The following is a 14230-nucleotide window of genomic DNA, read 5'->3' as shown; positions in this document are numbered from 1 at the left end:
AATCGCGGGCCAGATGCAAGCAGAAGACAGAATCCTCTCCGTTCCCGCGCCTCTGGTCCCCCCGTCCGCCGCCGTGCCGCAGCCGCCTCAGTCCGAGGCCGATGACAGCGCGTCGGACACGGAATCCTCCTTCGAATCCTTCTTCCGCGAACCTGAGCTGGCGCAGCAGGCGCCCCTGGCGTGGGCGCTGACCCAGCGCCAGCCCCTGATCGACGCGGTGCGCGGACTGCTGGGCGGGCCGCAGGCGGCTGCCCGCCTGCGCCTGTGGTGCTTCATGGAGCTGGCCAGCCAGCCCCAGGGCCGCTTGCAGCGCGAGGACATCCAGCAGCTCTTCCACGTGCTCAAGCCCGAGGCGCTGGACACCGCCCTGCGCCGCCTGCGCGAGCTGGGCCTGCTGGTGTGGGACACGGGTAGCCAGGATTACCGCCTCTCCCCGCTGGCGCAGCAGGTGCAGGGCTTGTTGGCGCCGCTCACGCGCTCGGGCGACGCGGACGACGAGGAAATGGCCGCGCTGCTGGCCCAAGTGGCTGGCGCCCAGGCCCTGGGCCTGGCCGATGCCAGCCAGCTGCGCCATCTGCACGCGCAGCTCACCCGCTTGCACGACGAATTTGCCGAGGCCATCACCAGCGGCTCCGAAGCCCGTCTGCGCGCGGCCGCGCCGCGTTTCGAACGCGCCCTGGCCCTGGTGGCCCGCGCGGGCGAGGCACTGACGGCCCTGATCCGCGGCGACGCGCGCGGACAGGCTTCGAACGATGCCGGGGGCGAGGCCGCGCAGGACGTGGCCGACGCCCGCCTGGAGCGCGAGGCCCGCGCCCTGGGCCAGGCCCAGGCCCGTTTGCTGACCATGGCCAGCCAGTTCACCCGCGCGCTGCAGCAGGCCGACCGCCAGCGCGTCACCCTGGGCAGCACCGGCGTCACCAGCTCCGATGTTCGGGCGTGGCTGCAAGCGCAACTGCAGCAGCACGGCCCGGCCTTCGGCCAGTTGCTCGAAGACGCCCTGGCCAGCACCGTGCGCCCGGTCTTCGTCAGCCCGCATGACCTGCTGGACGTGACCGAGGCCGAGTTCGAACGTGACCGACCTGACCCCGACCGGCCCCAGGGCCTGCCGCCCGCCGTCGCCGCGCAGCCCGGCACCATGGAGACCCTGCGCATGCCCACCGAGCTGGATGACTTCATCCACAAGCTGGCAGCGTGGAACCAAACCGCTGCCCGCCCGCACGATCTGCAAGAGGCGGTGCTGGGCGAGACCGACTCACAAGCCCCCGGCGCGCAGGAAGGGGCGGGCACCGCCGGCACCGGCCGTTACGCCCAGGCCGCCTACCGCATGCAACTGCTGCCCCTGCTGGGCGACGCCCAGGCCCGCACGCTCAAGGGCCAGACCGGCGACTTCGCGCGCTCGCCCTGGCGCGTGGCGCTGAGCCCGCAAACGCGCAGCTTGTCCGCGCAGGAAGGCGGCCCGGTCGCCACCTTGAGCGAGGGACAGCTTTACCCCGAAAATACGCAGTTCCCCGAAACCGGCCCCGACGAATCTTCCACCCCATGACCGTTCCCCTGGACGATGCCGCCGTGCTGGCGGCGCAGCTGCTGGCCCGGCGCTGGCTGCCGCGCCAGCATCCCCTGGTCAAGCGCGCCCTGATCGATGCCGAGCTCTGGCAGGCCGTTCAAGATCGCCTGGCCCAGGTGGGCCTGAGCCTGGTGGACAACCTGCACGCGGACCACGTGGCCGTGGCCCTGCGGCGTGAGGCGCAGAGCGCCGTCTTCGGCGAGGCGGGCTTGAACGCCAACAACAACGTGGACCTGCCGCGCGACGCGGTGTCTCTGCTGGTGGTGCTGTGGTCGCTGATCGTCTTGCCCAAGCGCGAGCGCCAGGCCGCGCGCGCTGGCAACGAGGACGATGGCCAGAACGAGATGTTCCGCGCCGACAAGCCCTTGCCCACGGCCGCGCAAGTCAGCCCCGTGATTTCCTACAAGGCGCTGCTGGCCGACTTTGGCGAACAGCTCGGCCGCAAGCTGCGGCTGGACACCAACCTCAAGCGCCTGGAGGCGCAAGGCTTCATCACCCGCAAGGGTGACGACATCGCCGAAGGCCCGCTGCTCGATTTGCTGCTGGACTACGACACGCTGGCGCCGCGCATCCTGGACGGCGTGGTGGGCGAGGTGCTGGCGCGCGCCAAGGCGGCTGTGCCTTCCGCGACCCCCGCCACGCCTTCCGTGTCCTCGGACGCGACACCCCCGGAGGCCCAGGACTGATGTTTCATCTGCAAAGCCTCGAACTGCTGCACTGGGACTACTGCCAGCGCCTGACCCTGCCGCTGGACGGCGCCATCATCACCGTGGCCGGGCCCAATGGCTCGGGCAAGACCACGCTGCTCGACGCCATGCGCACCCTGCTCGGTCTGGAATGCTCGGGCGGGCGCAGCTACAAGACCTATGCGCGCCACGCCAAGGCCGACACCGCCTGGCTGCGCGCCACCGTGGACAACCTGCCGCGCAACCGCCAGGCCGCCAGCCGACCCTTCGCGCGCAACCTGCTCTACACCGACCAAGTCACGCTGGTGTGCCGCATTGAGCGCAACGGCGGTGACTGGCAACGCCGTTACGCCATGGTCGAGGGCGATGTGCCCATTGAAGAACTGGCCCAGAAGCCCGAGAAGGAATGGCTGGGCATCGAGCATTGGAAGAAGCGCCTCGAGGGCGCGGGCCTGTCGCGCGCCATCGCCCGCGTGCTGGCGCTGGAGCAGGGCCAGACTGATCGCCTCTGCGAGTACTCGCCCAAGGAACTGCTGCGCCTGGTGTTCGACGTGTTCGGCGACCAGGAGGTGCTGGACCGTTATGAAGAAGCACGCCAGCACCAGCGCCAGCTGAGCGAGGAGGTTGAGGCCGCGCAGCGTGAACTCACGCACGGCCAGGCCCAGCTCGCCCAACTGGAGGCGCGCGCCAACCTCTACCGCCAGCACCAGGCCAAGCTGCGCGAGCGTGAACAGCTCGCCACCGAAATCATCCCCGTGCTGGCCTGGGCCGAGGAGCGTCAGGAACTGGCCGGCAAGCTGCGTGAGCTGCACCGCCAGCGCCTGAACCAGGCTGGCGAAGCCCGCCAGCGCGCCGACTACAAGCGCCGCTTGCTGGAAGCGCTGCAGGCCCAGCAAACCGCCGAACAGCAGGTCGGCCTGCTCAAGACCCAGCGCGACGAGGCCCAGGCCACGCTGGACGAAGCCCGCGCCGCCGAGAAGCCGGTGGAGCAGTTGCTCAAGCAGGCGCAGGAGCTGCAGGAACTCGCCGCCGTCGAAGGCGATGCCGCGCAACTCGCCCAGCGCCTCGCCGAGCTGGAAGCCGCCAAGGCCGCCCTGGCCGCCGACTGGCAGCAGGCCAAGGCGGACCGCGCCAAGGCCCAGGCGGCGTTGGACGCGCTGCAAGGCCAACGCCTGGCCCCGCCGCCGCCCGAGGTGCAGCGCTTTCTGCGTGTGCTGCGTGGTGAAGGCATCGCCCACCATGTGCTGGCCGACGTGGTCGAGATCACCGACGAACACTGGCGCGCCGCCGCCGAAGGCGTGCTGCGCGGCGCGCGCTGGGTGGTGGTGCTGGAGCAGTCGCAGGACGAAGCCCGCGCCCTGGCCCTGGCCGAGCGCGAGCGTTACCGCCATTACCTGGTCGCGCAGGCCGAGGCTGCGCCGACCAAGCCCGAGGCCCACAGCCTGCTGGCCGTGCTGCGCTTCTCGGCCGCCGTGCCCGCGTGGCTGCTCAAGCAACTGGCGCAGATCCGCCGCGTGGACAGCACGGCCGAGGGCCTGAAGCTGGGCGCGGGCACCGAATGGATCACGCCCGAGGCCTACTGGCGCGACGCGCGCGGCGGGCGCAGCGTCTGGGTGGACCCGGCCCAGCACCAGTTCGGCGCCGCAGCCCTGACGGCGCGGCGCGCGTCCATCGAGGCGCGACTGGCGCAGCTGGACGCGCAGCTCACGCAGACCGCCCAGCGCCAAACCGACACCCAGCGCCAGCTCGACGCTGCCAAGGAGGCCAGCAAAGGCCACCGCGCTGCCGAGGAACTGGCGCGTCGCAGCGAGGAGTTCGCGCAAGCGCGCGAGCAGCTGCCCGCGCTCAAGCAGGCCCGCGTGCAAGCCGCTCAGCGCTGGCAGACGCTGGACCTGCAGCACGGCACGGCCCTGGGCGCCTGGAAGGACGCGCAAGCCGTGTACCGCGACACGCAGAACCGCCTGAGCGACAGCGAGCGCGCCGCCGAGAAGTACGAGCGCGAGTGGCGCGAACGTTACGACACGCTGCACGAACGCGCCGCGAATTCACGCGCGGCCCGCCGCCGTTTCCCCGCGCGCTGGATCGCCGTCACGGCCCTGGCCGATCTGCGGCAACGCTTCACCAACGCCACCCAGGCCCGCCTGCGCCGCGACGGCATCGAACGCGAACTGGAACAGGGCCAGTGGGAAACCGACGCCACGGTGGAAGACAAGGTGGTGCTGATGCGCGCCACCGTCGCCAACCAAGAGCACGAGCTGGGCCAGCGCCGCGCCAGCAACGAAGCGGCCAGACTGGCCGTGGGCAATGCACGCGAACGCTACATCGACGTGCTGCGCGCCACCGTGCGCCGCTACCGCAAGAACATCGTGGACCTGGGCCAGCTCGCCGGCGTGGAAGTCAACGCCGACCTGCCGCACCTGGACAACGACGACACCGTGCTGCGCCAGGCTGAGTTGAAGGTGAGCTTCAACTTCGACGGCAAGGGCCAGATCGGCCTGAACGACGGCGAAGCCTCGGGCGGGCAACAGGTCATCAAGTCACTGATCCTGCTGGTCGGCCTGCTCAAGGACGAAGAAAACAGCGCGGGCGGCTTCGTCTTCATCGACGAACCCTTCGCCCACCTGGACGTGCGCAACATCCAGCTGGTCGGCCACTTCCTCAAGTCCACCCGAGCGCAGTACGTGCTGACCACGCCCATCACGCACAACGTGGAAGTGTTCGAACCGGCGGATATCACGCTGGTCACCTCCAAGAAGCCCCCGGGGGCGCGCTGGGCGCCGCCGATTGGGGTGTTGCAGCGTCGGGCGGCTGCGTAGTTTGTGGGGTGGGTGTGAGCAGCATGCCGATATCCGGGCGATGCGGCGAGGCGGGGCGGAGGACCGTCCGCCTCATGAGATCGCTGCGCGATCAGAAATCGGCGGCTCGGCCCTCCGCCCCACCTCGCCGCGCGCGGCATGGTTGGCGTGCGCACAATGTTTTTTTGCACGCCGACCCTCCGCACAGGTGGGCGAGGCCCTGGGGAACCCGACGATTTCTGATCGCGCAGCGATCTCATGAGGAGGGTTCCCTGGGCCTCGCTCGCCTGTGCGCGCCCGTCAAAAAATCCAAGAAGACGCGCCCATCGAAGTACACCGTTTGATCTCAAGGAGCAGTCCATGTCCCACCCCATCTCAATCCCCCAACGCAACCTCGGCCCCTTCCAAGTCTCCGCGCTCGCCTTCGGCTGCATGAACGTCTGCCACGCCTACGGCGCCTCGCCCACGACCGAGGCGGCCGTGCGCCTGCTGCAGGAAGCGCTGGATGCGGGCGTCACCCATTTCGACACGGCGGCGCTCTACGGCTTTGGCGAGAGCGAGCGCCTGGTGGGCCGCGCGCTGAAGTCGCGCCGCGATCAATTCGTGTTGGCCAGCAAGGGCGGCATGGCCGGTGTGACGGGCGAGGACGGCGTGACGCGCCGTGTGATCGACGGCCGCCCCGAGGCTGTGCGCCGCAATTGCGAGGACAGCCTGCGCCGCCTGGGCCTGGACGTGATCGACCTCTACTACCTGCACCGCTGGGACAAGAGCGTGCCCATTGAAGACACCGTGGGCGAGATGTCTCGCCTGGTCGAACGCGGCCATGTGCGCACCGTGGGCTTGTCCGAAGTGTCCGCGGCCACGCTGCGCAAGGCCCACGCCGTGCACCCCATCGCCGCGCTGCAGACCGAGTACTCGCTGTGGACGCGCAACCCCGAAATTGCCGTGCTCGACGCCTGTCGTGAACTGGGCGTGGCTTTCGTCGCTTTCAGCCCGCTGGGCCGGGGCTTCCTGAGCGGCAAGATCGGCGGCGCGGAAGTCGCCGCCTTCGACGCCAAGGACATCCGCCGCAGCATGCCGCGCTTCACGGCCGAGCACTACGCCGCCAACGAGAAACTGCTGCCCGCCTACCAGGCCCTGGCGCGTGAAGCCGGTTGCACGCCTGCGCAGTTGGCCCTCGCCTGGTTGCTACAGAAATCGGAGCACATCATCCCGCTCTTTGGCACCACGAGCCTGGACCACACGCTGGAAAACCTGGGCGCCGCGCAGGTGAAGCTGAGCGCCGACCTTGTTGCACGGCTGGAAGACCTGATCAACCAGAAGACCGTGATGGGCGGCCGCTACAACGAGCAGAACAACCGGGAAGTGGACACCGAGGTGTTTTGAACTCCGGGCGCTGAAGGCTACATAGAGCCCAATCGCGCATTCGTCATCGAGCCGCTGTCTAGGCCTGCATCGAGCCCGACAGCAAGAACGTCCGCCCCTGCGCGGACGGCACGGCCCGCAACAAAGCCTGGGCCACGGCGGCGGCTTCGATGGGCTGGTAGTTCGCTGGGATCATCCAGCCGAGAACCTTTTGCAGCCGGGAGGCCCACACCTCGCCGGACCGCACGCGCTGCCCCAGCGCCTGCCGATTGCCCAGCAGCATCGACGGCCGCGCGATCACCAAGCCCTGGAACGGCAACTGCGCCAGCGCCTCTTCCAGCTCGCCCTTCACCCGGCTGTAGAAGATCCTGGAATTCGCATCCGCGCCCATGGCGCTCACCAAGCCCACGCGTGTCGCCCCAGCCGCCAGCGCAGCCTTGGCCACCGCCAGATTGGCATCGAAGTCCACCGCGCGGAACGCCGCCTGACTGCCCGCGTCCTTGATCGTCGTGCCCAGGGCGAGGTACACCTCGTCGGCGTGCGGCAGGGCGGGTAGCGCAGCGAAGTCAACCACATGGCCTGTCAGCTTGGGGTGCTGGAGCGCGGGTGTCCGGCGGCCGAGGCTGTGGACTGCAGTGACGCTCGGGTCGGCCAGCAGGCCGGCAAGCAGTTCCCGGCCTACCAGGCCGGTGGCGCCTGCGATGAGGATGGTTCGACTTTTCATGTTCGCTAGCCTATGCTTTGGACCAAGGGTGTGGTGGGTCGGCGGAGTTTAGTTGCCTGCAGCTAATCGCAGACTGGATGTTTCTGCGCTGCTGTCGTGCAGCCAGGGGCGATGCAATTGACTGGTGTCGGCCAGAAGCGGTCAAATCGGATTTGCACCGAAAGCTGTCGCTCAATGAATCATTTGGGGGTATCGCCTCGCCGTTCAGCTTCCCAGAATTTGCCCAGGCCGCTGCGTGGTATTTTGCAGACTTTGCGATCTATATCGCGTTAGGCGCTACCAATCTCCTTATCGGTACAACTATGATTTCATCCTCAACTGAGTAATGGGAGTATTGCAATGGGTTCGTTCAGTATCTGGCACTGGCTAATCGTTCTGATGTATATCGTTGTAATTCAGTGGCCGCTGTGGCGTATTGCCAAGAAAGCTGGCTATCCAGGTGCGCTTTCGTTGTTGCTCCTGATTCCGCTTGTCAACTTTGTCGCCATTTGGGCCTTTGCTATTGTCAAGTGGCCGGTGGAGAAGAGAGCTGACTAACTTCAGGTAAGCGCCGATCGCCTACGGCGTCGGCTTACCTCAAACGTAGGGTCATGATCGTCTATCACGGATCCACTCAAGATCAATGCAACAGCTTTTGTTCGTCCGGTATAGACGGCCATAAGGTGTTCCCGCGCGCGATCCATGGGCCACAAGATGGGGTGCCAGGTCTCTTTGTTACTCCGGACCTTGAGGTCGCAAAGCGTTTTGGAATCTGTGTTGTGTCTATTGAGGTTGAGTTGTCCGACTTAGCGCCACCTCCGGCCTTCATTTTGGCTGGTGCCGATCTGGAAACTTCGTTGAAGAATCCACCGGAACCCCAAGCCTTCCTGGCTAAGCGCATTGAACCGTCCCGAGTAAAAATTGTTTACTTCGACGAAACCAGAATCCACGGTTAGGACGCACGATCAGTTTCTATGAATCTACAAGACCTTGTGCGTCGCGTTGATGAGCTGCTGGCCCTCGGCGAGAAGGTCGTAAATACGCGGTACTCCACTGACGACCGATACAGCGTGAACTTTGTTCAAGCTGCCCCCATGGCCGAGTTCCGGGCAGCAGTTCTCTCCTTTGTCGATCGCGTTTATGGTCGCGAACATCCTCACTTTGAAGAGTTTCAAAAGCGGGCAGGAAAACACTTCCTCACTGATGCGGAAGAAGGGATCTCAATAGTCAATGCGATTCGCGGAGAAATCGCTGGTGGATGGCTTTTCTCCGTTAAGTCACTGGCAAATGCCGAGGTATTCGCCGACTTCGTGGAGATGGCCGAGCATCTGCTGGATTCCGGTTACAAGGATTCTGCTGCGGTAATGGCGGGTGCGGTGTTGGAGGAGCATGTTCGTCAACTATGCAGACGGCGAGGCATCGAAATTGAAGATGCGAAAGACGGCAAGCCCGTCCCAAAAAAGGCCGACCGCCTCAATGCAGAACTGGCGCGAATGGAAGCATATTCAAAGCTAGACCAGAAGCTGTTGACAGCTTGGTTTGATCTCCGAAACAACGCTGCGCATGGGAAGTACGACGCATATAGTGCAGAGCTGGTCGGGCAGATGATCACAGGAGTTCTGGACTTCATGGCCAGAAACCCTTCGTAGCGCGTCCCGGAGTCTCGGCCGAGCCGTAAAAGTGCATCAAGCTGCACTCGTGGCCCACCTCGAACGTTGGCGTCCGAATTTTCGATTTGTTACCGGCCGCTATGGGTCGAAATCAGATCGTAAATCCGAAGCGATGTTGTGATGAAAATGATCTTTAAGAAACTGATCACTTCCGAAGGCTGGTTGACCAGAACATGGGGAAGAGTATTTTCCTATGGAGGTCTCGCCATTGCGGTTTTACCTTGGTTTCTGGAAATAGACTTTATGTACTGTCTTCTTATGGCAGTTGCCGGTTCTGTGGTTAGCCTAATTGCTTCTTATGAAGCAAAGGCTCGGCTGCTTGGATTACCCGCGCCCTTTACCCGTGACCCGATTGGATGGCGCAAGGCGAAGAGAACCTATGGAGATACTGGTTCAGACGACAACGAGTAGCAAACTAGATTGCCTCGGGTCTTATAGGTTCCTCCACGCTTATCGTCAACCAATGGCGGTTTTCGCGATCATCGGTTGTCCGCAAAGGGTCGAGAGGAGACCTCTAGCCGCCTGTCAATTCCAAACGCGGTGTGGCCGTGCACAGGAAGAGGGCAACCGTATCGCGCCCAGACATCCCCCAATTCCTCCGTCGGCGCGGTGCACCGCGCGCCGGGGGACTTTCCCTCGGGCCAGCAGAGGGACGTGCTGACGGTGGAGTTCACGGTGCTGGGCATCTCTTGCCTGGGGCTGAACGGCGGGCCGGCGTTCCAGCCCAGCGAGGCGTTTTCCTTCCAGGTGGCCACGGAGGACCAGGCCGAGACGGACCGGTACTGGAATGCCATCGTTGGCAACGGCGGGCAGGAAAGCGCCTGCGGCTGGTGCAAGGACCGCTGGGGCGTTTCCTGGCAGATCACGCCCATTGCGCTGACCAGGGCCTACACCAGCCCGGACCGGGCCGCCGCGTCGCGGGCCTTCCAGGCCATGATGACGATGAAGAAGATCGACGTGGCCGCCATCGAGGCGGCGGTGCGGGGCGTGGGGTGAAGAAGCGCTGGGTAAATACAGGCAGCGGATTGAGGCCGGAATCGATCGTTTGAGCCGCGAACGCCGGTCATATTGACCCATTCAGTCCGCTAATTCGACGCCCAGCGGAACAAAGCTCTGGCAGAGTCATGTGTTGAAACTCAGCACAAAAGGGCTCCCCATGTTCCAAAAATTGTCGATCAAAGCAGCGCTGCTGTTTGTTTTGGGATTTTTCTTCGCCGCGCTCAGCTTTTCCATTGCGTTTGGGTGGCAAGGCACGAACTCTGGAGCTCAGGCGGCCGAGAGCCTGGTTCGCTTCAGCAACACCATGCTGAAGATCAAGGACGCCCAGGCCCGCATGTGGGAAAACCGTGTGGCCTTGGCCGTGGCGCATCGCAATGTCTTGCGCGGTGACAAGCCCGAAAGCATTGCGTCACAGTCCAAGCGGGGTGAAGCGGCGCTGGTGGATGCTGAAAAAATCTTGACCGCCGTGACCAACGAGCTGCCGCCGGAGCTGGCCGAGAAGCGCGCGCTGGCCGAGTCCATCTTGACGAACCTGCGCAAGTTCAGCGCCATCGCCATCCGCAACGGCAATGAGCTGGCCAAGGGCAATGGCGACGACTACTCGGACCCCAAGGTGGTGGAGGAGCGCAACGGCTACGTCAGCGCCATGGATGCGCAGATTGCCGAGCTCTACAAGGAAACGCAAAAGCAAAGCGAAGACCTGCAAGCCGCCATCAATGCCAAGCAGCAAGAAGCGCCTTGGGTGGCCTTGGTCATGGTGCTGATTTCGGTGGTGTTGGTCATCGGATGCTGGCTGTTCTTCAGTCGCAGCGTGCTGAGCCCCCTAGACCGAACGGGCAGTTTGCTGGAACAGGTCGCGCAAGGGGATTTGACCGTTCAGGCTGAAATCGCGAGTGAGAACGAGATTGGCCGTTTGATGCAAGCAGTCTCGGCCATGCAGCGCGGTTTGGTGCGCATGGTGACCCAGGTGCGGCAGGGGGTGGAAGAGATCAACGTGGGTGCGCGTGAAATTTCCGTGGGCAACAACGATTTGAGCGGCCGCACGGAGCAGCAAGCGTCCTCGCTCGAGAGAACCGCGTCCAGCATGGAAGAGCTGTCGTCCACGGTGAAGCAAAACGCGGACAACGCACGCCAAGCCAATCAGCTGGCGAGCAAGAGCATGGAAGTGGCCCAGCACGGCGGCAACGTGGTGCAACAGGTGGTGGAAACCATGCGCACGATTTCGGACAGCTCCAGCCGGATTTCCGAGATCGTGAACGTCATCGACGGCATCGCGTTCCAGACCAATATCTTGGCGCTGAACGCCGCCGTGGAAGCGGCGCGTGCCGGCGAACAAGGGCGGGGTTTTGCCGTGGTGGCCGCGGAAGTCCGTGCCTTGGCCCAGCGCTCCGCGTCCGCGGCGAAAGAGATCAAGGCCTTGATCACGGACTCCACCGGCAAGGTCAGCGCGGGTTCCGAGCAGGTGGCCCGTGCGGGCGCCGCCATGAAAGACATCGTGGAGTCGGTGCAGCGGGTCACCAGCATCATGTCGGAGATCTCGTCCGCGTCGACCGAACAGGCCACGGGCATTGACGAAGTCAATCGTTCCGTCGCCGAGATGGACCAAGCCACGCAGCAGAACGCCGCGCTGGTGGAAGAGGCCGCCGCGGCGGCGGCCTCGCTGGAACAGCAAGCGGGCAATCTGAACCAAGCGGTTGCGCAGTTCAAGTTGCCCCCTGGTGCCATGGACCAGCGTGCCGCTGCTCCTGCCGCTGCTCCCAAGAGGGCGGTGCCAACCCAGGCAACGCCAGGTAAAACGGCGTCACCCAAGGCGGTGTCACCGAAGACCGTGCCCTCCAAGACCACACCCTCCAAAACCGTGCCGCCCACGCCCCGTGCTCCCGTGGTCTCGGCCATCGCTCACAAAAGCCCCAATGCAACCAAGCCCAGTGCGGGCGCAGGTGCCCGCGCCGTTACGGTGAGCAAGCCACTACCGAAAGAGAGCGCCTCGGGCAAGGAAGGGGATTGGGAGACTTTCTGACTTGCCGTTGGCGTCAGTGCGCGGCACATCAGCCGCGGCGAGGACTTGGCGCGGCCCTTGTGGCGGGCGCCGAGAACCTGCCGACGGAAGGCACAACGCCGTTCTCAGTCCCGCCTCTAGGGCAGGCACGTCAGTAGAGGCTGTTGCTGCGCGTGCTCACGGCGGCGGTCTGCTTGCGACTGCCCACGCGTTTGAGTGATTCGCGCAGCGCCAAGCGCCCGCTCAGCAGAACATCACGCAAGGGCTGCCCCGGTTTGTTGATGCGCAGTTGCAGCAGGCGCAGGGCTTCTTCCCCCAGTTCATCGCGGGGCACGTGCACGGCGGCCAGCGGTACGTCGTGAAATTCCCCTGGGTTGAAGCCGTCCATGCTGAGCAGCGAGATGTCGCCCGGCACATTCAGCCCCAGCTCACGCAGCGCGGCATGGGCGCCGGTGGCCAGGAAGTCACCGCCCACGAGGATGGCGCTGGGCAGCGCGTCGCGCGGCTGCTGGGCGAAGGCGGTGAGGATGGCCTCGTGCGCTTCGCTCGCGCCAAAGCCAGAGGTGGCCAACAGGCGCTGGCTTTGGTCAAAGGCGATGTGGTGGTGCGCGAAGGCTTCGCGGATGCCGGTCAGGCGCCGTTCCATGGTCACGCGGCGCAGGCACATCAGCACCATGATGTCGCGGTGCCCATGCTCGATCAGCACGTTGGCGGAGAACTCGCCGATCTGCTGGTGGTTCGGCGACACACTGTCGAGGCGCATCTTGCGGTCGGCGCAGTTGATCAGCACGCAGGGCTTGCCCACGTCCGCGGCCACTTCGTGGATCAGCGGGTCATCGATGCCGATGAGGACGGCGGCTTCACACGCCGGGTCGCCGATGCGTTGGAGGAAGGCTGCCACGTCGTTGTGTTCCTCCTCCAGACTGCAGTAGCTGATGCGCACATCCTGTTGGCGCACCGCTTCGCGCAGCCCCTGGATCACCTTGTAATAAAAGATGTCGGTGCGCACGTCGAAGGCGCGCGCCGGGGCGAACACGGTGAGCTGGTGAAACAGTGACGGACTGGAGGACAAGCCCTCCAGCACCCCTTGTTGCCGGGCGCAGGCCAGGACTTTTTGGCGGACTTCCGCGCTGGTGTTGGCCTTGCCCGCCAGCACGCGCGACACGGTGCTGACGGACACGCCCGTCAACGAGGCGATTTCGCGGATCTTCAAGCGAGCGGCCATCAGGAAAACCCTAGGTCAAATTCATGAAAATATTTTCACGAATGATAGTCACGATTTTCCTAGGCCTGAGACGATGAACTGGGGTTCATCTGAAATTTTTTGCAGAAAACGTCGTTGATGGTTTGCACCGGAATTCGTATAACGAAATGGTCAACACGACAGGCGCCCCCGCAGCAACCGCCGGGGCGCCTTTTTCCGCCATCCAAAGGAGACAAGGAATGAAAGCACGCTACGCCACCCTCGTCGCCGGCCTGTTGCTGGCCCTCGGCCTCAACGCCCAAGCGGTCGAGAAAATGCGCCTGGGACACAACCAGCCGGAAGACCATCCGGTCCACAAAGCGATGGTTCGGTTCGCTGAACTGACCAAGCAATACACCAAGGGCGAAGTCGACATCTCGGTGTTCCCGAACGGCGTACTCGGCTCCGAGCGCGAGATGCTGGAGCAGGTGCAAAACGGCATCTTGCAAATCACCAAGGCCAGTGCCTCACCGCTGGAGACCTTCTCGGCCTCCTACAAGGTGTTCAACCTGCCTTTCGTGTTCCGCGACAAGGATCACTTCTACAAAACCCTGGCCAGCCCCGTGGGCGAGGAGGTGCTGGCATCGTCGCGCAACCGCGGCTTCATCGGTCTGACCTATTACGACTCGGGCTCTCGCAGCTTCTACGCCAAGCGTCCGATCAACACGCCCGACGATCTGCATGGTCTGAAGATCCGCGTGCAGCAAAGCCCGACCACCATCGCGATGATCAAGGCGCTGGGCGCCACGCCGACGCCCATGGCCTATGGCGAGGTCTACACCGGTTTGCAGACCGGGGTGATCGATGGCGCTGAAAACAACGTCACTGCCCTGACCATCGGCCGCCATGGCGAGGTCACCAAGTTCTATTCGGAAACCGAGCACCAGATGGTGCCCGACGTGCTGGTGATTTCGGCCATGAGCTGGGCCAAGCTGAGCCAGCCGCTGCAAGCCGCGATCAAGAAGGCAGCGCTCGAGTCCTTCGAACTGCAGAAGCAGCTGTGGGCCGAGGCCGAGAAGGTCGAGCGTGTGAAGGCCGAGGCCTTGGGCGTGAAGTTCAGCCGCCCGGCCAAGGCGCCCTTCGTGGCGAAGGTCAAACCCATGATGGACGCCGAGCGCCAGAACGCCGTGATCGCCAGCCTGCTCGACCGCATCGCGGCTGTGAAGTAAACCTCTGCCGCACGCGGCGGGCGCGGGCCGCCCGCCG

At 64.7% G+C, this 14230-nt stretch carries 12 protein-coding genes; 10 read left to right on the top strand and 2 right to left on the bottom strand.

Going from position 1 to position 14230, the window contains the following annotated elements; all coding sequences use genetic code 11:
* Positions 1-13 precede the first annotated feature (13 nt).
* The 4 genes from HGR_RS12205 (at position 14) to HGR_RS12190 (ending at position 6431) form a co-directional block, all read left to right on the top strand.
* A complete protein-coding gene (locus HGR_RS12205; protein ID WP_006298575.1) occupies positions 14-1543 on the top strand; it encodes a hypothetical protein in 1530 nt (509 codons plus the stop codon).
* Positions 1540-2250 carry a hypothetical protein gene (locus HGR_RS12200; RefSeq protein WP_006298574.1) on the top strand — a complete coding sequence of 237 codons (711 nt, stop codon included), beginning with the start codon at positions 1540-1542 and terminating at the stop codon, positions 2248-2250. The genes HGR_RS12205 and HGR_RS12200 overlap by 4 nt, the downstream gene beginning before the upstream one ends.
* Entirely contained in the window at positions 2250-5066 is a 2817-nt protein-coding gene (locus HGR_RS12195; protein ID WP_006298573.1) for an ATP-binding protein, read from the top strand. Before HGR_RS12200 ends, HGR_RS12195 begins: the two co-directional genes overlap by 1 nt.
* A 357-nt stretch (positions 5067-5423) precedes the next feature.
* Complete coding sequence (locus tag HGR_RS12190) at positions 5424-6431, top strand: aldo/keto reductase (RefSeq protein ID WP_039853433.1); 1008 nt, start codon at positions 5424-5426, stop codon at positions 6429-6431.
* Between the two features lie 58 nt (positions 6432-6489).
* Here HGR_RS12190 and HGR_RS12185 read toward each other — a convergent pair whose 3' ends face one another.
* Entirely contained in the window at positions 6490-7134 is a 645-nt protein-coding gene (locus HGR_RS12185) for an NAD(P)H-binding protein (RefSeq protein ID WP_006298571.1), read from the bottom strand.
* Between the two features lie 590 nt (positions 7135-7724).
* On the opposite strand from HGR_RS12185, the gene HGR_RS17375 reads away from it, so the two are divergent.
* The 5 genes from HGR_RS17375 to HGR_RS17990 all read left to right on the top strand — a co-directional run bounded on the left by HGR_RS17375 (position 7725) and on the right by HGR_RS17990 (position 11802).
* Positions 7725-8069: a hypothetical protein gene (locus tag HGR_RS17375; protein WP_138922514.1), complete on the top strand. Its 345-nt coding sequence runs from the start codon at positions 7725-7727 to the stop codon at positions 8067-8069.
* Between the two features lie 18 nt (positions 8070-8087).
* On the top strand, positions 8088-8762 hold the full coding sequence (locus HGR_RS12175) for a hypothetical protein (RefSeq protein ID WP_006298569.1): 675 nt from the start codon (positions 8088-8090) through the stop codon (positions 8760-8762).
* 141 nt (positions 8763-8903) lie between these two features.
* The gene (locus tag HGR_RS17370; protein ID WP_138922513.1) at positions 8904-9194 is read left to right on the top strand and encodes a hypothetical protein; all 291 of its coding nucleotides are present in this window, start codon (positions 8904-8906) and stop codon (positions 9192-9194) included.
* A gap of 129 nt (positions 9195-9323) precedes the next feature.
* A complete protein-coding gene (locus HGR_RS12170; protein ID WP_039853424.1) occupies positions 9324-9779 on the top strand; it encodes a glyoxalase family protein in 456 nt (151 codons plus the stop codon).
* Between the two features lie 160 nt (positions 9780-9939).
* The gene (locus tag HGR_RS17990) at positions 9940-11802 is read left to right on the top strand and encodes a methyl-accepting chemotaxis protein (protein WP_006298567.1); all 1863 of its coding nucleotides are present in this window, start codon (positions 9940-9942) and stop codon (positions 11800-11802) included.
* 130 nt (positions 11803-11932) lie between these two features.
* On the opposite strand, the gene HGR_RS12160 is transcribed toward HGR_RS17990, so the two are convergent.
* Positions 11933-13006, bottom strand: a complete 1074-nt coding sequence (locus HGR_RS12160; RefSeq protein WP_006298566.1) for a LacI family DNA-binding transcriptional regulator — start codon at positions 13004-13006, stop codon at positions 11933-11935.
* Between the two features lie 218 nt (positions 13007-13224).
* Here HGR_RS12160 and HGR_RS12155 point away from each other — a divergent pair, with 218 nt between their 5' ends.
* Positions 13225-14193, top strand: a complete 969-nt coding sequence (locus HGR_RS12155) for a TRAP transporter substrate-binding protein (RefSeq protein ID WP_006298565.1) — start codon at positions 13225-13227, stop codon at positions 14191-14193.
* Positions 14194-14230 lie beyond the last annotated feature (37 nt).

The sequence above is a fragment of the Hylemonella gracilis ATCC 19624 genome, assembly GCF_000211835.1.
In the GTDB taxonomy this organism is placed as follows: Bacteria; Pseudomonadota; Gammaproteobacteria; order Burkholderiales; family Burkholderiaceae_C; genus Hylemonella; species Hylemonella gracilis.
The sequence above is the reverse complement of the archived record's forward strand: the minus strand, read 5'-3'. Positions and strand labels throughout refer to the sequence as shown.